The organism is Streptomyces sp. ADI95-17 (genome assembly GCF_003846175.1).
GTDB lineage: Bacteria > Actinomycetota > Actinomycetes > Streptomycetales > Streptomycetaceae > Streptomyces > Streptomyces sanglieri.
The window spans coordinates 409884-430415 of the sequence record NZ_ML123046.1; the positions used below are offsets into that span (position 1 = coordinate 409884).

The 20532-nt window shown below is 72.2% G+C and carries 17 protein-coding genes; 16 read left to right on the plus strand and 1 reads right to left on the minus strand.

Annotation, left to right across the window (positions count from 1 at the left end; genetic code table 11):
* The 12 genes from EES42_RS15745 to EES42_RS15800 all read left to right on the plus strand — a co-directional run bounded on the left by EES42_RS15745 (position 1) and on the right by EES42_RS15800 (position 14979).
* Positions 1 to 1314 carry a dihydroorotase gene (locus tag EES42_RS15745; protein ID WP_124718855.1) on the plus strand — a complete coding sequence of 438 codons (1314 nt, stop codon included), beginning with the start codon at positions 1 to 3 and terminating at the stop codon, positions 1312 to 1314.
* Complete coding sequence (locus EES42_RS15750; protein ID WP_124718856.1) at positions 1311 to 1889, plus strand: PH-like domain-containing protein; 579 nt, start codon at positions 1311 to 1313, stop codon at positions 1887 to 1889. The genes EES42_RS15745 and EES42_RS15750 overlap by 4 nt, the downstream gene beginning before the upstream one ends.
* Positions 1886 to 3028 (plus strand): glutamine-hydrolyzing carbamoyl-phosphate synthase small subunit, encoded by a 1143-nt coding sequence (carA, locus tag EES42_RS15755; RefSeq protein ID WP_124718857.1) that lies wholly within the window; start codon positions 1886 to 1888, stop codon positions 3026 to 3028. Before EES42_RS15750 ends, carA begins: the two co-directional genes overlap by 4 nt.
* Positions 3021 to 6329: a carbamoyl-phosphate synthase large subunit gene (carB, locus tag EES42_RS15760; RefSeq protein WP_124718858.1), complete on the plus strand. Its 3309-nt coding sequence runs from the start codon at positions 3021 to 3023 to the stop codon at positions 6327 to 6329. The genes carA and carB overlap by 8 nt, the downstream gene beginning before the upstream one ends.
* A 63-nt stretch (positions 6330 to 6392) precedes the next feature.
* Positions 6393 to 7502, plus strand: coding sequence for a quinone-dependent dihydroorotate dehydrogenase (locus tag EES42_RS15765; protein ID WP_124718859.1), 1110 nt, complete (start codon positions 6393 to 6395; stop codon positions 7500 to 7502).
* Positions 7499 to 8338: an orotidine-5'-phosphate decarboxylase gene (gene pyrF / locus EES42_RS15770; RefSeq protein WP_124718860.1), complete on the plus strand. Its 840-nt coding sequence runs from the start codon at positions 7499 to 7501 to the stop codon at positions 8336 to 8338. Before EES42_RS15765 ends, pyrF begins: the two co-directional genes overlap by 4 nt.
* Positions 8339 to 8582: 244 nt before the next feature.
* Positions 8583 to 8906, plus strand: coding sequence for an integration host factor (locus tag EES42_RS15775; RefSeq protein WP_003970367.1), 324 nt, complete (start codon positions 8583 to 8585; stop codon positions 8904 to 8906).
* 38 nt (positions 8907 to 8944) lie between these two features.
* On the plus strand, positions 8945 to 9562 hold the full coding sequence (gene gmk / locus EES42_RS15780; protein WP_124718861.1) for a guanylate kinase: 618 nt from the start codon (positions 8945 to 8947) through the stop codon (positions 9560 to 9562).
* An 87-nt stretch (positions 9563 to 9649) separates the two neighbouring features.
* Positions 9650 to 9922, plus strand: a complete 273-nt coding sequence (gene rpoZ, locus EES42_RS15785; protein ID WP_003970369.1) for a DNA-directed RNA polymerase subunit omega — start codon at positions 9650 to 9652, stop codon at positions 9920 to 9922.
* A gap of 132 nt (positions 9923 to 10054) precedes the next feature.
* The gene (coaBC, locus tag EES42_RS15790) at positions 10055 to 11257 is read left to right on the plus strand and encodes a bifunctional phosphopantothenoylcysteine decarboxylase/phosphopantothenate--cysteine ligase CoaBC (RefSeq protein ID WP_124718862.1); all 1203 of its coding nucleotides are present in this window, start codon (positions 10055 to 10057) and stop codon (positions 11255 to 11257) included.
* Positions 11258 to 11499: 242 nt separating this feature from the next.
* Positions 11500 to 12708, plus strand: a complete 1209-nt coding sequence (metK, locus tag EES42_RS15795; protein ID WP_124718863.1) for a methionine adenosyltransferase — start codon at positions 11500 to 11502, stop codon at positions 12706 to 12708.
* Between the two features lie 126 nt (positions 12709 to 12834).
* Complete coding sequence (locus EES42_RS15800) at positions 12835 to 14979, plus strand: primosomal protein N' (protein ID WP_124718864.1); 2145 nt, start codon at positions 12835 to 12837, stop codon at positions 14977 to 14979.
* Between the two features lie 230 nt (positions 14980 to 15209).
* Here the strand turns inward: EES42_RS15800 and EES42_RS15805 are convergent, their stop codons facing one another.
* Positions 15210 to 15752, minus strand: coding sequence for a hypothetical protein (locus tag EES42_RS15805; RefSeq protein ID WP_124718865.1), 543 nt, complete (start codon positions 15750 to 15752; stop codon positions 15210 to 15212).
* Between the two features lie 229 nt (positions 15753 to 15981).
* Between EES42_RS15805 and fmt the strand changes: the two genes are divergently transcribed.
* The 4 genes from fmt to EES42_RS15825 all read left to right on the plus strand — a co-directional run bounded on the left by fmt (position 15982) and on the right by EES42_RS15825 (position 20470).
* On the plus strand, positions 15982 to 16914 hold the full coding sequence (gene fmt, locus EES42_RS15810) for a methionyl-tRNA formyltransferase (RefSeq protein WP_124718866.1): 933 nt from the start codon (positions 15982 to 15984) through the stop codon (positions 16912 to 16914).
* A 72-nt stretch (positions 16915 to 16986) separates the two neighbouring features.
* Positions 16987 to 18420: an RsmB/NOP family class I SAM-dependent RNA methyltransferase gene (locus tag EES42_RS15815; RefSeq protein WP_124718867.1), complete on the plus strand. Its 1434-nt coding sequence runs from the start codon at positions 16987 to 16989 to the stop codon at positions 18418 to 18420.
* Positions 18421 to 18617: 197 nt separating this feature from the next.
* Entirely contained in the window at positions 18618 to 19301 is a 684-nt protein-coding gene (gene rpe, locus EES42_RS15820) for a ribulose-phosphate 3-epimerase (RefSeq protein ID WP_124718868.1), read from the plus strand.
* Between the two features lie 152 nt (positions 19302 to 19453).
* Positions 19454 to 20470, plus strand: a complete 1017-nt coding sequence (locus tag EES42_RS15825) for a sugar-binding transcriptional regulator (protein WP_093541023.1) — start codon at positions 19454 to 19456, stop codon at positions 20468 to 20470.
* Positions 20471 to 20532 lie beyond the last annotated feature (62 nt).

Consider the following 20532-nt stretch of genomic DNA (forward strand, 5'->3'; position numbering starts at 1 on the left):
ATGAGCAAGATCCTTATCCGCGGCGCGAAGGTCCTCGGCGGCGAACCCCAGGACGTCCTGATCGACGGCGAGACCATCGCCGCCACCGCCCGGCAGGGCGAAATCGACTGGAGTGGCACCGGCATCGAGGCCGGTGACGCGACCGTCGTCGAGGCCGCGGGACAGATCCTCCTGCCCGGCCTGGTCGACCTCCACACCCACCTGCGCGAGCCCGGCCGCGAGGACTCCGAGACCGTCCTCACCGGCACCAAGGCCGCGGCCGTCGGCGGCTTCACCGCCGTGCACGCCATGGCCAACACCTTCCCGGTGGCCGACACCGCCGGTGTCGTCGAGCAGGTCTGGCGGCTCGGCAAGGAGTCCGGCTACTGCGACGTGCAGCCGATCGGCGCCGTCACCGTCGGCCTGGAGGGCAAGAAGCTCGCCGAGCTCGGTGCCATGCACGACTCGGCCGCCGGGGTGAAGGTCTTCTCCGACGACGGCAAGTGCGTCGACGACGCGGTGATCATGCGCCGCGCGCTGGAGTACGTGAAGGCCTTCGACGGCGTCGTCGCCCAGCACGCCCAGGAGCCGCGCCTCACCGAGGGCGCCCAGATGAACGAGGGCGTCGTCTCCGCCGAACTCGGTCTCGGCGGCTGGCCCGCCGTCGCCGAGGAGTCGATCATCGCCCGTGACGTGCTGCTCGCCGCCCACGTCGGCTCCCGGGTGCACATCTGCCACCTGTCGACCGCCGGGTCCGTCGAGATCGTCCGCTGGGCCAAGTCCAAGGGCTGGAACGTCACCGCCGAGGTCACCCCGCACCACCTGCTCCTCACCGACGAGCTCGTACGGTCCTACAACCCGGTCTACAAGGTGAACCCGCCGCTGCGCACCGAGGCCGACGTCATGGCCCTGCGCGAGGCGCTCGCCGACGGCACCATCGACTGCGTCGCCACCGACCACGCCCCGCACCCGCACGAGGACAAGGACTGCGAGTGGGCCGCCGCCGCCATGGGCATGGTGGGCCTGGAGACCGCGCTCTCCGTCGTCCAGCAGACGATGGTCGAGACCGGAATGATCGACTGGGCGGGCGTCGCCGACCGGATGTCGTTCCGCCCGGCCGCCATCGGACGGCTCGACGGACACGGCCGGCCCGTCTCGGCCGGCGAACCCGCCAACCTCACCCTGGTCGATCCGGCTTACCGTGGTGTCGTGGACCCCGCGGGCTTCGCCTCCCGCAGCCGCAACACTCCGTACGAGGGGCGCGAGCTGCCGGGCCGAGTCACCCACACCTTCCTGCGGGGCCGTGCCACGGTCGTCGACGGGAAGCTCGCGTGACATCACTCATCCCTCTGTACCAGCTCGCCGCCGACCGGAAGTCGGCCGAGGTGACCGACTGGTCCGCCCGGATCAGCTGGGTCGTCGGACTGATCGTCCTGATCGCCTTCGTCTACTGGCTGATGCGCCAGGGATGGAAGTGGCGGGGCAGCCTCCAGTCCGACCTGCCGGAGCTCGCCGCCACCCCGGAGGGGTACGCGGACGGCGAGAAGCTGCTCACACTGACCGGCCGCTACCACGCCTCGACCACCGCCGGGCAATGGCTCGACCGGATCGTCGCCCACGGCCTCGGCACCCGCAGCCGCGTCGAGCTCACCCTGACCGGACAGGGCCTCGACGTCGTACGCCCCGGCGCGGCCGACTTCTTCGTGCCGGCCGCCGCCCTGCGCGAGGCCCGGCTCGACAAGGGCATCGCCGGCAAGGTCCTCCCCGAGGGCGGCCTGCTGATCATCACCTGGGCGCACGGCGACAAGCTGATCGACTCCGGATTCCGCTCCGACCACTCCGCCGAGCACCCGGCCTGGGTCGAGGCCATCAACCAACTCACCAGCACTACGGAAGGCACCGCACGATGACGATCTCCACCCGGGGAGCCGCCAAAGCTCCCGCCGTACTCGTCCTGGAGGACGGCCGCGCCTTCCGCGGCCGCGCCTACGGGGCCGTGGGGGAGACCTTCGGCGAGGCGGTTTTCTCCACCGGCATGACCGGCTACCAGGAGACGCTGACCGACCCCTCGTACCACCGCCAGGTCGTCGTGATGACCGCCCCGCACGTCGGGAACACCGGGGTGAACGACGAGGACCCCGAGTCCGGACGGATCTGGGTCTCCGGCTACGTCGTCCGCGACCCCGCCCGGGTGCCCTCCAACTGGCGCTCGCAGCGTTCGCTCGACGAGGAGCTGGAGCGCCAGGGCGTCGTCGGCATCAGCGGTGTCGACACCCGCGCGCTCACCCGTCACCTGCGCGAGCGCGGCGCCATGCGCGTCGGCATCTTCTCCGGTGACGCCGTCGCCGACGAGGCCACGCTGCTGGCCCGTGTCCTGCGGGCCCCCGAGATGGTCGGCGCCGACCTCTCCGCCGAGGTCGCCACCAAGGAGACGTACGTCGTCCCCGCGATCGGCACCAAGAAGTTCACCGTCGCCGCGATCGACCTCGGCATCAAGGGCATGACCCCGCACCGGATGGCCGAGCGCGGCATCGAGGTGCACGTACTGCCCGCGACCGCCACCCTGGAGGAGGTGTACGCGGTCGGGCCCGACGGCGTGTTCTTCTCCAACGGCCCCGGCGACCCGGCCACCGCCGACCACCCGGTCTCCGTCATGCAGGGCGTCCTGGAGCGGAAGACCCCGCTCTTCGGCATCTGCTTCGGCAACCAGATTCTGGGCCGCGCCCTCGGCTTCGGCACCTACAAGCTGAAGTACGGCCACCGCGGCATCAACCAGCCCGTGCAGGACCGCACGACCGGCAAGGTCGAGGTCACCGCGCACAACCACGGCTTCGCCGTCGACGCCCCGCTCGACAAGGTGTCCGACACGAAGTTCGGCCGCGCCGAGGTCTCCCACGTCTGCCTGAACGACCAGGTCGTCGAGGGGCTCCAGCTCCTCGACCAGCCGGCCTTCAGCGTCCAGTACCACCCCGAAGCAGCCGCCGGCCCGCACGACGCCGCGTACCTCTTCGACCGTTTCGTCTCCCTGATGGAGGGCCAGCGTGCCTAAGCGCTCCGATATCCAGTCCGTCCTGGTCATCGGCTCCGGCCCGATCGTCATCGGCCAGGCCGCCGAGTTCGACTACTCCGGCACCCAGGCCTGCCGCGTACTCAAGGCCGAGGGCCTGCGCGTCATCCTGGTGAACTCCAACCCGGCGACGATCATGACCGACCCGGAGATCGCCGACGCCACGTACGTCGAGCCGATCACCCCCGAGTTCGTCGAGAAGATCATCGCCAAGGAGCGCCCCGACGCGCTGCTCCCCACCCTGGGCGGCCAGACCGCGCTCAACACCGCGATCTCCATGCACGAGAACGGTGTCCTGGAGAAGTACGGCGTCGAGCTCATCGGCGCCAACGTCGAGGCCATCAACAAGGGCGAGGACCGCGACCTCTTCAAGGGCGTCGTCGAGGCCGTCAAGGCGAAGATCGGTTACGGCGAGTCCGCCCGCTCGGTCATCTGCCACTCCATGGACGACGTGATCGCCGGCGTCGAGACGCTCGGCGGCTACCCCGTCGTCGTCCGCCCCTCCTTCACCATGGGCGGCGCCGGCTCCGGCTTCGCCCACGACGAGGACGAGCTGCGCCGCATCGCCGGACAGGGCCTCACGCTCTCGCCGACCACCGAGGTGCTCCTGGAGGAGTCCATCCTCGGCTGGAAGGAGTACGAGCTGGAGCTGATGCGCGACAAGAACGACAACGTCGTGGTCGTCTGTTCCATCGAGAACTTCGACCCGATGGGCGTCCACACCGGCGACTCGATCACGGTCGCCCCGGCGATGACGCTCACCGACCGTGAGTACCAGCGGCTGCGCGACATCGGCATCGCGATCATCCGCGAGGTCGGCGTCGACACCGGCGGCTGCAACATCCAGTTCGCCATCGACCCGACCGACGGCCGGGTCATCGTGATCGAGATGAACCCGCGCGTCTCCCGCTCCTCGGCGCTCGCCTCCAAGGCCACCGGCTTCCCGATCGCCAAGATCGCCGCCAAGCTGGCCGTCGGCTACACGCTCGACGAGATCCCCAACGACATCACCGAGAAGACCCCGGCCTCCTTCGAGCCGACCCTCGACTACGTCGTCGTCAAGGCCCCCCGCTTCGCCTTCGAGAAGTTCCCCTCCGCCGACTCCACCCTCACCACCACCATGAAGTCGGTGGGCGAGGCCATGGCGATCGGCCGGAACTTCACCGAGGCGCTCCAGAAGGCGCTCCGCTCGCTGGAGAAGAAGGGCTCGCAGTTCTCCTTCGTCGGCGAGCCCGGCGACAAGGCCGAGCTGCTGGCCGAGGCGGTCCGCCCGACCGACGGCCGGATCAACACCGTCATGCAGGCGATCAGGGCCGGCGCCACCCAGGAAGAGGTCTTCGACGCCACGAAGATCGACCCCTGGTTCGTCGACCAGCTCTTCCTGATCAAGGAGATCGCCGACGAGCTCGCCGCCGCCGACGAGCTGGGCCCCGAGCTGCTCGCCGAGGCCAAGCGGCACGGCTTCTCCGACGCGCAGATCGCCGAGATCCGCAGCCTGCGCGAGGACGTGGTGCGCGAGGTGCGGCACGCGCTGGGCATCCGCCCGGTCTACAAGACGGTCGACACCTGCGCCGCCGAGTTCGCCGCGAAGACGCCGTACTTCTACTCCTCCTACGACGAGGAGAACGAGGTCGCGTCCCGCACCAGGCCTGCGGTGATCATCCTCGGCTCCGGCCCCAACCGCATCGGCCAGGGCATCGAGTTCGACTACTCCTGCGTCCACGCCTCCTTCGCGCTGAGCGAAGCGGGCTACGAGACCGTGATGGTCAACTGCAACCCGGAGACCGTCTCCACCGACTACGACACCTCCGACCGCCTGTACTTCGAGCCGCTGACGCTGGAAGACGTGCTGGAGATCGTGCACGCGGAGACCCTCGCCGGACCGGTCGCCGGTGTCATCGTCCAGCTCGGCGGCCAGACCCCGCTGGGCCTGTCGCAGGCGCTCAAGGACAACGGCGTGCCGGTCGTCGGCACGTCCCCGGAGGCCATCCACGCCGCCGAGGACCGCGGCGCCTTCGGCCGCGTCCTGGCCGAGGCCGGGCTCCCCGCCCCGAAGCACGGCACGGCCACCACGTTCGACGAGGCCAAGGCCATCGCCGACGAGATCGGCTACCCCGTCCTGGTCCGCCCCAGCTACGTGCTCGGCGGCCGCGGCATGGAGATCGTGTACGATGAGACGCGGCTCTCCTCGTACATCGCCGAGTCCACCGAGATCAGCCCGACCCGGCCGGTCCTGGTCGACCGCTTCCTCGACGACGCCATCGAGATCGACGTCGACGCGCTCTACGACGGCACCGAGCTCTACCTCGGCGGCGTCATGGAGCACATCGAGGAGGCCGGCATCCACTCCGGCGACTCCGCCTGCGCGCTGCCCCCGATCACGCTCGGCGGCTACGACATCAAGCGGCTGCGGGCCTCCACCGAAGGCATCGCCAAGGGTGTCGGCGTACGCGGACTGATCAACATCCAGTTCGCGCTCTCCGGCGACATCCTCTACGTCCTGGAGGCCAACCCGCGCGCCTCCCGCACCGTCCCCTTCACCTCGAAGGCGACCGCGGTCCCGCTCGCCAAGGCCGCCGCCCGCATCTCGCTGGGCGCGACCATCGCCGAACTGCGCGCGGAGGGACTCCTCCCGGCCAACGGTGACGGCGGCACCCTCCCGATGGACGCGCCGATCTCCGTCAAGGAGGCCGTGATGCCGTGGTCGCGCTTCCGCGACATCCACGGCCGCGGCGTCGACACCGTCCTCGGCCCGGAGATGCGCTCCACCGGTGAGGTCATGGGCATCGACTCGGTCTTCGGCACGGCGTACGCCAAGTCGCAGGCCGGCGCGTACGGCCCGCTGCCCACCAAGGGCCGCGCGTTCATCTCGGTCGCCAACCGGGACAAGCGCTCGATGATCTTCCCGGCGCGCGAACTCGTCGCGCACGGCTTCGAGCTGCTCGCCACCTCCGGCACCGCCGAGGTCCTCAAGCGCAACGGCATCAACGCCACGATCGTGCGCAAGCAGTCCGAGGGCGTGGGCCCGCAGGGCGAGAAGACCATCGTCCAGCTGATCCACGACGGCGAGGTCGACCTCATCGTCAACACGCCGTACGGAACGGGCGGCCGACTCGACGGCTACGAGATCCGCACCGCGGCCGTGGCCCGGTCCGTACCGTGCCTGACGACGGTCCAGGCGCTCGCCGCCGCCGTCCAGGGCATCGACGCACTGACCCACGGGGGCGTCGGCGTCCGTTCCCTCCAGGAACACGCCGAGCATCTGACCGCGGCCCGCGACTAGCAGCCGACAGGGGGACACCGGGAACGGTGTCCCCCTCTCCGTGAGGACACCGAGGACACCCCGATGTACAAGTTCTTCTTCCGCCTGGTCTTCAAGCGGATGGACCCGGAGCAGGCCCACTACCTGGCCTTCCGGTGGATCCGCCTCGCCGCCCGGACCCCCGTGCTGCGTACCTTCGTCGCCGCCGCGCTCGCGCCCCGGTACGAGGAGCTGCGCACCGAGGCCCTCGGCCTGCGGATGCACGGCCCGTTCGGCCTCGCCGCCGGTTTCGACAAGAACGCCGTCGCGATCGACGGCATGGCGATGCTCGGCTTCGACCACGTCGAGATCGGCACGGTCACCGGCGAGCCGCAGCCCGGCAACCCCAAGAAGCGCCTCTTCCGCCTCGTCGCGGACCGCGCGCTGATCAACCGCATGGGCTTCAACAACGAGGGCTCGGCCGCCGTCGCCGCCCGCCTCGCCGCCCGCCGGCCGGTCTTCCGGACCACGGTCGGCGTCAACATCGGCAAGACGAAGGTCGTGCCGGAGGCCGAAGCGGCCGGCGACTACGTGAAGTCCACCGAGCGGCTCGCCGCCCACGCCGACTACCTCGTCGTGAACGTCTCCTCGCCCAACACCCCGGGGCTGCGCAACCTCCAGGCCACCGAGTCGCTGCGGCCCCTGCTAAGCGCCGTGCGCGAGGCGGCCGACCGGACCGTCACCGGGCGCCGGGTCCCGCTGCTCGTCAAGATCGCCCCGGACCTCGCGGACGAGGACGTCGACGCGGTCGCCGACCTCGCGGTCGAACTGGGCCTGGACGGCATCATCGCCACCAACACCACCATCGCCCGCAGCGGCCTCGGCCTGAAGTCCTCGCCGTCCCTGGTCCAGGAGACCGGCGGGCTCTCCGGCGCCCCCCTCAAGGCGCGCTCCCTGGAGGTGCTGAGCCGCCTCTACGCGCGCGTCGGCGACCGGATCACCCTGGTCGGTGTCGGGGGCATCGAGAACGCCGAGGACGCCTGGCAGCGCATCCTGGCCGGCGCCACGCTCGTCCAGGGCTACAGCGCCTTCATCTACGAGGGCCCGTTCTACGCCCGCGCCATCCACAAGGGCCTGGCCGCGCGCCTCGCCGCCTCCCCGTACGCCACCCTCGCCGAGGCCGTCGGCGCAGAGACCAGGAAGGCCACCGCATGAGCCCCGAACCGTTCGGCGCGCGCCTGCGCCGCGCCATGGACACCCGCGGCCCGCTGTGCGTCGGCATCGACCCGCACGCCTCGCTGCTCACCGCCTGGGGCCTGAACGACGACGTCGCCGGGCTCGAACGCTTCACGCGCACCGTCGTGGAGGCGCTGGCCGACCGGGTCGCCGTGCTCAAGCCGCAGTCCGCCTTCTTCGAGCGCTTCGGCTCGCGGGGCATCGCCGTCCTGGAGAAGGCGGTCCAGGAGGCGCGGGCGGCCGGCGCGCTGGTGCTGATGGACGCCAAGCGCGGCGACATCGGCTCCACCATGGGCGCCTACGCGGCGACCTACCTGGAGAAGGACTCGCCGCTGTTCTCGGACGCGGTCACCGTCTCCCCGTACCTCGGCTTCGGCTCGCTGCGCCCGGCGCTCGACGCGGCGGTCCTCTCCGGCGCGGGCGTCTTCGTGCTGGCCCTCACCTCCAACCCGGAGGGCGCCGAGGTGCAGCGGGCCACCGCCGCGGACGGCCGCTCGCTGGCCCAGCTCATGCTCGACCACATGGCCGCCGAGAACGAGGGGATGACCCCGCTCGGCTCCGTCGGCGCGGTGGTCGGAGCCACGCTCGGGGACGCCGGGGCGAATCTGGCGATCAACGGCCCGCTGCTCGCTCCCGGGATCGGGGCGCAGGGCGCGACGCCCGCGGATCTGCCCGGCGTCTTCGGCGCCTCGGTGGGCAATGTGGTGCCCAGCGTGAGCCGCGGAGTGCTGAGTCAGGGGCCGGACACGGCGGCGCTCCGGGAGGCCGCCGAACGGCTCACGGACGAGATCCGGGCGGCCGTGGCGGGTAGCTGACCATGCCACGTAACCGGGTGTTGACTCTTTCCTGACCAAAAAACTCGGTTGTTATGCCAGAAATGTCCTGGTCGGCCAAGGCTGACCAGGACTTTTCGTTGGTTCTCGCTGACTCGGGCGTCCTTGGCCGCTAGTCTCCGTCGAGAGCCGACGTACACAAGTTGTCCGTCGCTCACCTGGTGTGGAGCGTTCAGCTTCCTCACCGGTCCGTATCCGACAGATCGACATCCGAGGTGACGTAGGCGTGGCTCTTCCGCCCCTTACCCCTGAACAGCGCGCAGCCGCGCTCGAAAAGGCCGCCGCGGCTCGCCGGGAGCGGGCCGAGGTCAAGAATCGACTCAAGCACTCCGGCGCCTCCCTCCACGAGGTCATCAAGCAGGGCCAGGAGAACGACGTCATCGGCAAGATGAAGGTCTCCGCCCTCCTGGAGTCCCTGCCGGGCGTGGGCAAGGTCCGCGCCAAGCAGATCATGGAGCGGCTCGGCATCTCCGAGAGCCGCCGGGTCCGGGGTCTCGGCTCGAACCAGATCGCATCCCTGGAGCGTGAGTTCGGCGGCAGCCCCGCCTGACGTTCTCAGGCACTCCTGAGAACCTGGATAATCGCTCCATGGCTGCAACATCCCGGGGGACGTCCCCCGTACCCCCGGACGTACGTCCGCGGCTGACCGTGCTCTCCGGCCCCTCCGGGGTCGGCAAGAGCACGGTCGTCGCTCATATGCGCAAGGTCCACCCCGAGGTCTGGCTCTCGGTGTCGGCGACGACCCGCAAGCCGCGCCCCGGCGAGCGCAACGGTGTCCACTACTTCTTCGTGGACAACGAGGAGTTCGACAAGCTGATCGCCAACGGTGAGCTGCTGGAGTGGGCCGAATTCGCGGGCAACCGCTACGGCACGCCCCGCCGCGCCGTGCTCGACCGCCTGGAGGCGGGCGAGCCGGTGCTGCTGGAGATCGACCTCCAGGGCGCCCGCCTGGTCCGGCAGTCCATGCCGGACGCACAGCTGGTCTTCCTGGCCCCGCCGAGCTGGGAGGAGCTGGTCCGCCGGCTCACCGGCCGCGGGACCGAGGCGCCCGAGGTGATCGAGCGCCGGCTCGCCGCCGCCAAGATCGAACTGGCCGCCGAGGCCGAGTTCGATACGACGCTGGTCAACACCTCCGTCGAGGATGTGGCCCGTGAGCTGCTAGCCTTGATGCTGGAGGTTTCCGGCCACAGTGCCGACAGCGACTGACGAAGTCGCCGAAGCCGGTACGTGCCACCGCAGATCTCCGCATCGTCAAAGATTTCTTTGATCTTTACCCCCTTCGGAAGGCAGAGAGTGTCCTCTTCCATCACCACGCCCGAGGGCATCATCAACCCGCCGATTGATGAGCTCCTTGAGGCCACCGACTCGAAGTACAGCCTCGTGATCTACGCCGCCAAGCGCGCGCGCCAGATCAACGCGTACTACTCGCAGCTCGGCGAGGGTCTCCTGGAGTACGTCGGTCCGCTCGTCGACACCCACGTGCACGAGAAGCCGCTCTCGATCGCGCTCCGCGAGATCAACGCGGGCCTGCTCACCTCCGAGGCCATCGAGGGCCCCGCGCAGTAAGCAGGAATTGCATCTTCATCTCAGGCCCGGCGGCCGCGACCGCCGGGCCTGAGGTGTGTCCGGGGCGACAGCGTCGGACCGGTCGTGGTGAGGCAGCATGGGGGTGTTCGTATCCGAGTGCGGGGAGACGCAGTGGACAAGCCGAAGGTCGTTCTGGGGGTCAGCGGAGGCATCGCCGCGTACAAGGCGTGCGAACTGCTGCGCCGGCTGACCGAGTCCGGTCACGACGTGCGCGTCGTACCGACCGAGTCGTCGCTGCACTTCGTGGGGGCGGCCACCTGGTCCGCGCTCTCCGGCCACCCGGTCTCCACCGAGGTCTGGAACGACGTCCACGAGGTGCCGCACGTCAGGATCGGCCAGGGCGCCGATCTGGTGGTCGTCGCCCCCGCCACCGCCGACATGCTCGCCAAGGCGGCCCACGGACTCGCCGACGACCTGCTCACCAACACGCTGCTCACCGCCCGCTGTCCGGTCGTCTTCGCACCCGCCATGCACACCGAGATGTGGGAGCACCCCGCCACCCAGGAGAACGTCGCCACGCTGCGCCGCCGGGGCGCCGTCGTCATCGAGCCCGCCGTCGGCCGGCTGACCGGTGTCGACACCGGCAAGGGCCGGCTGCCCGACCCCGGGGAGATCTTCGAGGTCTGCCGCCGGGTACTGGCCCGCGGGCCCGTCGGACCCGACCTGGCCGGCCGCCATGTGGTGATCAGCGCGGGTGGTACGCGTGAGCCGCTCGACCCGGTGCGCTACCTCGGCAACCGCTCCTCCGGCAAGCAGGGCTACGCCCTGGCCCGTACCGCGGTCGCCCGCGGCGCCCGGGTCACCCTCGTCGAGGCCAACACCGGCCTGCCCGACCCGGCAGGCGCCGACGTCCTGCGCGCGGGGACCGCCGTGCAGCTCCGCGAGGCCGTGCTGAAGGCCGCCGCGGACGCCGACGTGGTCGTGATGGCGGCGGCGGTCGCGGACTTCCGCCCCGCCGAGTACGCCACGGGGAAGATCAAGAAGAAGGACGGCCAGGAGCCCGCGCCCATCACGCTCGTCCGCAACCCCGACATCCTCGCCGAGGTGGCCGGCGAACGCGCCCGGCCGGGGCAGATCGTCGTCGGTTTCGCCGCCGAGACCGACAACGTCCTCGCCAACGGCCGGGAGAAGCTCCGCCGCAAGGGCTGCGACCTCCTGGTCGTCAACGAGGTGGGGGAGCGCCGGACCTTCGGCTCGGAGGAGAACGAGGCCGTGGTGCTCGCGGCCGACGGCGGCGAGACCCAGGTGCCGTACGGACCCAAGGAAGCACTCGCCGACACGGTCTGGGATCTCGTGTCGTCGCGTCTCGGATGAAAATCTTGTGACGCGCCCGCGGCCGGGCCGAAACCCTTGAAATATGGGCGTAAATGGCATCGCCCGACGGGGATCGGCCCGCGTCGGAGGGCCGTGCCACAGGTCACAGAACTCCCAAAGGGCGAGACACGCTGTCCGCCGGACGGAAGCGACCGATAAACTGATCCCGGACCGTGCCGGGCGCAGCTCCCGGCGGTCCGCCAAATGATCAGCCAGCAGCCGCTGCAACCCCAGGGAGCGATGTGTCCCGCCGTCTCTTCACCTCGGAATCCGTCACCGAGGGTCACCCCGACAAGATCGCTGACCAGATCAGCGACACCATTCTCGACGCGCTGCTCCGCGAGGACCCCCGGTCCCGCGTCGCCGTCGAGACCTTGATCACCACCGGTCTGGTGCATGTTGCGGGTGAGGTCACGACCAAGGCCTACGCCGACATCCCGACCCTCGTACGCAACAAGGTCCTGGAGATCGGCTACGACTCCTCGAAGAAGGGCTTCGACGGCGCCTCCTGCGGTGTCTCGGTGTCCATCGGGGCGCAGTCTCCCGACATCGCGCAGGGCGTCGACACCGCGTACGAGAAGCGGGTCGAGGGCGATGAGGACGAGCTCGACAAGCAGGGCGCCGGCGACCAGGGCCTGATGTTCGGCTACGCCTGCGACGAGACGCCCGAGCTCATGCCGCTCCCGATCCACCTCGCGCACCGGCTCTCCCGCCGGCTCTCCGAGGTCCGCAAGAACGGGACCATCCCGTACCTGCGTCCCGACGGCAAGACCCAGGTCACCATCGAGTACGACGGCGACAAGGCCATTCGTCTCGACACGGTCGTCGTCTCCTCGCAGCACGCCAGCGACATCGACCTCGACTCGCTGCTCGCGCCCGACATCCGCGAGTTCGTCGTCGAGCACGTGCTCGGGCAGCTGATCGAGGACGGCATCAAGCTGGACACCGACGGCTACCGGCTGCTGGTCAACCCGACCGGGCGCTTCGAGATCGGTGGCCCGATGGGCGACGCCGGTCTGACCGGCCGCAAGATCATCATCGACACCTACGGCGGCATGGCCCGCCACGGCGGTGGCGCCTTCTCGGGCAAGGACCCGTCGAAGGTGGACCGCTCGGCCGCGTACGCCATGCGCTGGGTCGCCAAGAACGTCGTCGCCGCGGGCCTCGCCGCCCGTTGCGAGGTGCAGGTCGCGTACGCGATCGGCAAGGCCGAGCCGGTCGGTCTGTTCGTCGAGACGTTCGGCACCGCCGCCGTCGAGACGGAGAAGATCGAGCACGCCATCGGCGAGGTCTTCGACCTCCGCCCGGCCGCGATCATCCGCGACCTCGACCTGCTCCGCCCGATCTACGCCCAGACCGCGGCCTACGGCCACTTCGGCCGTGAGCTTCCCGACTTCACCTGGGAGCGCACCGACCGCGTGGACGCGCTGCGCGCGGCGGCCGGGCTGTAGGCCGGCCGGCTTTCCGTCCGTACGCCGGGGCCCGGACACCGCACATGGTGTCCGGGCCCCGGCGCGTCCGGCCCCGGTCCCGCCTCGACGGGGCCGCTGTCAGTCGTCTCTGGTAGGAATTTGGCTGTGAGCAGCGACAACGAGCGATCCGCGGACCCCGGCGACGGGGCCCCGGAGCAGCTTGCGCTGATCCGGGAGACGGTGCGGAAGGCCAAGGTGCCCCGGGCCAAGCCGCGGACCTGGCGCGGCGCCGCGCTCGCCAAGGAGCTGCCCGTCGCCCGGGTGGTGGTCAACAAGGGCGTGCTCCATCTCGACCAGTACTTCGACTACGCGGTGCCCGAGGAGCTCGACGCCGAGGCACAGCCCGGTGTGCGGGTGCGGGTGCGGTTCGGAGCCGGGAAGCGCAATGTGCGCGGTGGCCGGCGCGAAGGGGGCGGTCTGATCGACGGCTTCCTCGTCGAGCGGCTCGCCGAGTCGGACTACACGGGCGCGCTCGCGGCGCTCGCCTCCGTCGTATCGCCCGAACCGGTGCTGGGGCCGGAGCTGCTCGCGCTCTCGCGGGCCGTCGCCGACCGCTACGCGGGCAGCCTCGCCGATGTGCTCCAGCTCGCCGTCCCGCCCCGCAACGGCAAGGCCGAGTCCAGACCCTCGCCCGAGCCCCTGCCACCGCCGCCCGCGCCGGCGGCGGGCACCTGGGAGCGGTACGAACAGGGGCCGGCGTTCCTGCGGGCGCTGGCCGGGGGCGGGGCGCCCCGGGCCGTGTGGACCGCGCTGCCCGGACCTCACTGGCCTCAGGAGATCGCCAGGGCCATGGCCGCGACCCTCGCCTCCGGTCGCGGCGCCCTCGTCGTCGTTCCCGACGGCCGGACCGCCGGGCGGGTGGACGCCGCGCTCACCGAGCTGCTCGGAGCGGGACGCCATGCGTTGCTGACCGCCGACTCCGGACCGGAGAAGCGGTACCGGGAGTGGCTCGCCGTGCGGCGCGGCTCGGTGCGGGCGGTCGTCGGGACGAGAGCGGCGATGTTCGCCCCGGTCGCGGACCTCGGCCTGGTCGCCGTCTGGGACGACGGGGACTCCAGCCACAGCGACGACAACGCCCCCTTCCCGCACGTCCGCGAAGTGCTCGAACTGCGTGCCGCGCACGGCCGCTGCGCATTCCTGCTCGGCGGTACGAACTGCACGGTGGAGGCCGCCCAGCTGGTGGAGAGCGGCTGGGCGCTGCCGCTGCGCGCGGACCGGGAGCAGCTGCGGATCGCGGCGCCCCTGGTCCGTACGGTCGGCGACGGGGAGCTGGCGCGGGACGGCGCCGCGCGGGCCGCCCGGCTGCCCAGCCTGGCCTGGCAGACGGTGCGGGACGGGCTGCGCAGCGGCCCCGTCCTGGTCCAGGTGCCGCGCCGGGGATACGCGCCGCGGCTGGCCTGCGAGCGCTGCCGCGAACCCGCCCGGTGCCGGCACTGCTCGGGGCCGCTGGAGGCACCGGACCAGCGGGATCTGAACTGCGCCTGGTGCGGGCGGGCGGAGACCGCCTGGCACTGCGTCGCCTGCGGCTCCAGCCGGCTGCGGGCCCGGATCGTCGGCGCCCGCCGGACGGCCGAGGAGCTCGGCCGGGCGTTCCCGGCCGTGCCGGTGCGGACGTCCGGCCGTGACCACATCCTCGACTCGGTGCCGGACGCACCCGCGCTGGTCGTCAGCACCCCCGGCGCCGAACCCGTGGCCGAGGGCGGCTACGCGGCCGCGCTGCTGCTGGACGGCTGGGCGATGGTCGGCCGCCCCGACCTGCGGGCCGGCGAGGAGGCGCTGCGCCGCTGGACGGCCGCTGCCTCGCTGGTGCGCGGTCAGCCGGCGGGCGGCACGGTGGTGGTCGTCGCCGAGCCGACGCTGCGGCCGGTGCAGGCCCTGGTGCGCTGGGATCCGGTCGGCCATGCCCGCCGCGAGCTGGCGGAGCGGGCCGAGCTGGGCTTTCCCCCGGTGTCCCGGATGGCCGCGGTGACCGGCGCGCCCGAGGCGCTGGCCGCGTTCCTCGCGGCGGCCGAGCTGCCGCGGGAGGCCGAGGTGCTGGGCCCGGTGCCGGTCCCGGTCACCGGACCGGGCAGGCCCCGCAGACCCGGGGACGCCCCTCAAGGGGAGTCCTGGGAGCGGGTGCTGCTCCGGGTGCCTCCGGGCAGCGGGGCGGCGCTGGCGGCCGCGCTGAAGGCCGCGCAGGCGGCCCGGATGTCCCGGGGGAGCGGCGAGCAGGTCCGGATCAGGGTGGACCCGCCGGACATCGGGTGACGGGCGGAGTGCCGGGGGCGGCCGGGCCCGGGGCCAGGAGCCCGGAGCCCCGGTGCCGGCATGCCCGGCGGGGCGGGCGGCCCGGCGGACGCCGGGTGATGCCGGGTGGGGCGACGGAACGCGCGGCGCCCGGGAGCACGGGAAGCCAGGAGTCCGGAGCCCGGGAGCCGGTGTGCGGCTGCCCCGCCGGGCGGCGGGCGCGGCGGGGCAGTGGATGGAGTGGGGGTCGGTCAGCCGTTGCGCGGGCCGGGGAAGACGCCGGGGCGCAGGTCGTCCCGGAGTGACGGGCGGTCCGCCGACGGCTGCGGCGGCATGGAGCGCGCGGCAGGCACCACGGGCGGCAGCCCGGACGGGCCGGCGGACCGCGGCAGGGGGCGCGGCACCGCGGTCTCCGCGCCGGATTCGGCCGCCCCGGGCTGGCGGGCGTTGCGGCGTGCGCCGTAGCGGCGGTGCACCGCCTGCTTGGTGACCCCGAGCGCGGAGCCCACCGCGTCCCAGGAGAAACCCAGCGAGCGGTCGAAGTCGACTGCCGCGGTGACCAGGGTCTCGACGCTGTCGCGCAGCTCCTGGGCCAGCCTGACGGTGGGGGCCGGGGCCCTGCCGTAGACGACGAAGCCCGTGGACGGGCCGGAGCGGCGCGGGCGGTAGACGTTGCCCAGTTGGGCGGTGAGCGTGCGCAGCGCGTCCACCTGCCGCCGGACCCGCTCGATGTCCCGCACCAACAGATGCAGACTGGCCCTCGCTTGGGCGTCGTGGGTTGCGTGGTCGGCCATGAAGAAGCCTCTCGAACCGGCGTTGAAAGGGATCGGGCCGCACCAGGGCGGCTCGCTTCGGTCAATCTCTCTTGACCAACGCCTCAGCTGTGGATCTGGTCACGCTTCAGGGGCGCGTGCGCCCTTCAAAGGGGCGCACGGCCATGCGTACGCCCCCCGGCCGCGGGGCCCATAGACTTGTGCGTTGCTCGTCACCGCACGTTCCGGCCCGAGAGGCAGTCAGCCACCCATGAAGCTCGTCTTCGCAGGCACCCCCGAGGTAGCCGTACCCGCCCTGGACGCCCTGATCGCCTCCGACCGGCACGAAGTGGCCGCCGTGGTGACCCGGCCCGACGCCCCCGCCGGGCGGGGCCGTCGCCTGGTCGCCAGCCCCGTCGCCGAGCGCGCCGAGGAGGCCGGCATCGAGGTGCTCAAGCCCGCCCGGCCGCGCGAGGAGGGCTTCCTCGCCCGGCTGCGGGAGATCGCCCCGGACTGCTGCCCGGTCGTCGCCTACGGTGCGCTGCTCCCCAAGGAGACGCTCGCCGTGCCTGCCCGGGGCTGGGTCAACCTCCACTTCTCGCTGCTGCCCGCCTGGCGGGGCGCGGCCCCCGTACAGCACTCGATCATGGCCGGGGACGAGGTGACCGGCGCCTCGACCTTCCTGATCGAGGAGGGGCTCGACTCCGGCCCGGTGTACGGCGTGCTGACCGAGGAGGTGCGTCCCACCGACACCAGCGGCGACCTGCTCACCCGGCTGGCGTTCGCCGGTGCGGGGCTGCTCGTCGCCACGATGGACGGCATCGAGGACGGCACCCTGCACGCCGTGCCGCAGCCCGCCGACGGGATCACCCTCGCGCCGAAGATCACGGTCGAGAACGCCCAGGTCGACTGGTCCGCCCCCGCCCTGCGGGTCGACCGCGTGGTGCGCGGCTGCACGCCCGCGCCCGGCGCCTGGACGCTGTTCCGGGGGGAGCGGCTGAAGCTGATCCAGGCGGCGCCCGTGCTGGACCGTGCCGACCTGGCGCCCGGCGAGCTGTCGGCGGCCAAGAACAACGTGTACGTGGGCACCGGATCGCACGCGGTCGAGCTGCTCTGGGTCCAGCCCCAGGGCAAGAAGCCGATGCGGGCCGCCGACTGGGCCCGCGGGGTCCGGATCGTCCATGGCGAGCTGCTCGGCAGCTGAGCCGTCGGGGGCCGGGACGGCGACGTAGGCTGGGAGGGTTCGCCCCCTCACCATCAGCGGAGCACCTTTCACGTGAACGACCAGCAGCGTCGCCGTCCCGCCAAGCCGCATCGCCGTCCCAAGAAGGACCCCGTCCGGTTCCTCGCCTTCGAAGCCCTCAGGGCCGTCGACGAACGGGACGCGTACGCCAACCTCGTGCTGCCCCCGCTGCTGAAGAAGGCCCGCGCCAAGGGCGACTTCGACAGCCGGGACGCGGCGCTGGCGACCGAGCTGGTCTACGGGACGCTGCGCCGCCAGGGCACGTACGACGCGATCGTCGCGGCCTGCATCGACCGGCCGCTGCGCGAGGTCGACCCGCCGGTCCTGGACGTGATCGACATGGGTGTGCACCAGCTGCTCGGCACCCGCATCCCCACCCACGCGGCGGTCTCCGCCAGCGTGGAGCTGGCCCGGGTGGTGCTCGGCGAGGGCCGGGCCAAGTTCGTCAACGCGGTGCTGCGCAAGGTCTCCGCGGACGACCTCGACGGCTGGGTGGCCAAGGTGGCCCCGTCGTACGAGGAGGACGCCGAGGACCACCTCGCGGTCGTGCACTCGCATCCCCGGTGGGTCGTCTCCGCCCTGTGGGACGCGCTGGGCGGCGGCCGCGCCGGGATCGAGGACCTGCTCGAAGCCGACAACGAGCGGCCCGAGGTCACCCTGGTCGCCCGCCCCGGCCGCTCCACCACCGATGAGCTGCTCACCGCCCTCGGCGACGAGAACGGCCTGCCGGGCCGCTGGTCCCCGTACGCCGTACGGATGGCGGAGGGCGGCGAGCCCGGCGCGCTCACCGCCGTCCAGGAGGGCCGGGCCGGAGTCCAGGACGAGGGCAGCCAGCTGGTGGCCGCCGCCCTCGCCAACGCACCCGTGGAGGGCGACGACAGCCGCTGGCTCGACGGCTGCGCCGGCCCCGGAGGCAAGGCCGCCCTGCTCGCCGCGCTCGCCGCCGGACGCGGCGCCGCCCTGCTCGCCGCCGAGAAGCAGCCGCACCGGGCCCGCCTCGTCGAACGCGCGCTGGCCGGCAACCCCGGCCCGTACCAGGTGATCACCGCCGACGGTACCCGCCCGCCGTGGCAGCCCGGCAGCTTCGACCGGGTCCTCATGGACGTGCCGTGCTCGGGTCTCGGCGCCCTGCGCCGCCGCCCCGAGGCGCGCTGGCGCCGCCGCAAGGAGGACCTGGAGAACTTCGCCCCGCTCCAACGCGGCCTGCTGCGCGAGGCGTTGAAGGCGGTACGGGTCGGCGGCGTCGTCGGCTACGCGACCTGCTCGCCGCACCTCGCGGAGACCCGGGTCGTCGTGGAGGACGTGCTCAAGGGCCGTGGCGGTCAGCCCGTCGAGGCCGAGTGGGTGGACGCCCGCCCGCTGATGCCGGGCGTGCCCGCGCTGGGCGACGGCCCCGACGTCCAGCTGTGGCCGCATCTGCACGGCACCGACGCGATGTACCTGGCGCTGCTGCGACGTACCGCCTGACCGCTTCGACGGGCCTCGGGGGCCCTGCGGCCGCTCCGCGCGCTCCGCCGGCGACGGGCCCCCGGAGCACCCGCACGGGACCGAAACGCCCGGATCGTGCGGCCGGGAGCCCCGGATCGCGCGAACTGTAATGATCCCGTGAGGCTTTGGCCCGCACCGGGGCGGGGAAGTGGCGCGGAACATGGCAGGCTTGGGACATGGCCCAGATCAACCCCAGCATCCTGTCCGCCGACTTCGCCCGTCTCGCCGAGGAGGCGAAGGCGGTCGAAGGCGCCGACTGGCTCCACGTCGATGTGATGGACAACCACTTCGTGCCCAATCTGACCCTCGGCGTGCCCATCGTCGAATCGCTCAGCCGGGCCACGGACACCCCGCTGGACTGCCATCTGATGATCGAGGCCCCGGACCGCTGGGCGCCCCAGTACGTCGAGGCCGGTGCCGGTTCGGTCACCTTCCACGCGGAGGCCGCGGCGGCCCCCGTACGGCTGGCGCGGGAGATCCGGGCCAAGGGCGCCCGTGCCTCCATGGCGCTCAAGCCCGCGACGCCCATCGAGCCGTACGAGGACCTGCTCCCCGAGCTCGACATGCTGCTGATCATGACGGTGGAGCCGGGCTTCGGCGGCCAGGCCTTCCTGGACATCATGCTGCCGAAGATCCGCCGCACCCGTGAGCTGATCTCCAAGCACGGCCTCGAACTGTGGCTCCAGGTCGACGGCGGCGTCTCCGCTTCCACCATCGAGCGGTGCGCCGAGGCCGGGGCGGACGTCTTCGTCGCGGGTTCGGCGGTGTACGGGGCGACGGACCCGGCCGAAGCCGTGCGGGCCCTGCGTGCCCAGGCCGACGGGGCCACCGCCTCGGCGGCCTGGGCGTGCGCCCACTGACGCCGCGGCCGGCGCCCGCTCCCGATTGCGGGTCCGCCCGGCCAAGGACAGATGAACTCGGTCCGACGGGACCGATCAAGGAACGCCGGATCTGACAGGATGAACGGCGTATCGAGAGTGTGAACAGCAGTGAGGAGATCGCGGTGTCTGCAATGTCGGCGGGCAGGTCCGCCCTGCGGATGGGGCCCGCGGAGCTGGTGCAGGCGGCGGCCATGGCCCGCCGCTTCTACCTCGAGGGCAAGTCGAAGATCCAGATCGCCGAGGAGTTCGGCGTCAGCCGCTTCAAGGTGGCCCGGGTCCTGGAGACGGCCCTTGAGCGCGACCTCGTACGGATCGAGATCCGCGTCCCCGCCGAACTCGACGCCGAGCGCTCCGACGCGCTCCGCGCCCGCTACGGGCTGCGCCACGCGGTCGTCGTCGAGTCCCCGGCCGAGGAGCAGGACGACGCACCGGACCCGGAGAACCTGGGCGAGGTCGCGGCCGATCTCCTCGGCGAACTGGTGAACGAGGGCGATGTGCTCGGGCTGGCCTGGGGCCGGTCCACCATTCACATGGCGGCGGCGCTCGACCGGCTGCCGCCGTGCACGGTCGTGCAGCTCACCGGGGTGTACGACGCGGGGACGGCCGAGCGCGGCTCCGTCGAGGCGGTCCGGCGGGCCGCCCAGGTGTCCGGCGGCGAGGCCCACCCCATCTACGCGCCGATGCTGCTGCCCGACCCGGCGACGGCCGCCGCGCTGCGCCACCAGACCGGTATCGCCCGCGCCTTCGACTACTTCGACAAGGTGACGGTCGCGGCGGTCTCCATCGGCTCCTGGGAGCCGGGCATCTCGACCGTCCACGACATGCTCAGCGACGAGGAGCGGGCGCACTACGCCTCGCTCGGTGTCGCGGCGGAGATGTCGGCGCACCTCTTCGACACCGAGGGGCGGCGGGTCGGCCGGGACCTGGGGGAGCGGTGCATCACGGTCGAGGCCGACCGGCTGCGCCGGATCCCCGAGGTGGTGGCGATCGCGGGCGGCCAGCGCAAGGCCGCGGCGATCGGGGCGGTGCTGAGGTCCGGGCTGGTCACCAGCCTGGTGACGGACACGGCGGCGGCCGACTACCTGCTGACGGAGTCGGCGGCGCCGCAGCGGCCGGCGCTGGAGCGGGCCGACCCGGACGGCGACTGAGCGGCACCGGGGCGGCCGCCGCCGCCCCGGTCGCGGACACGGAAACGCCCGGACGGCGCACC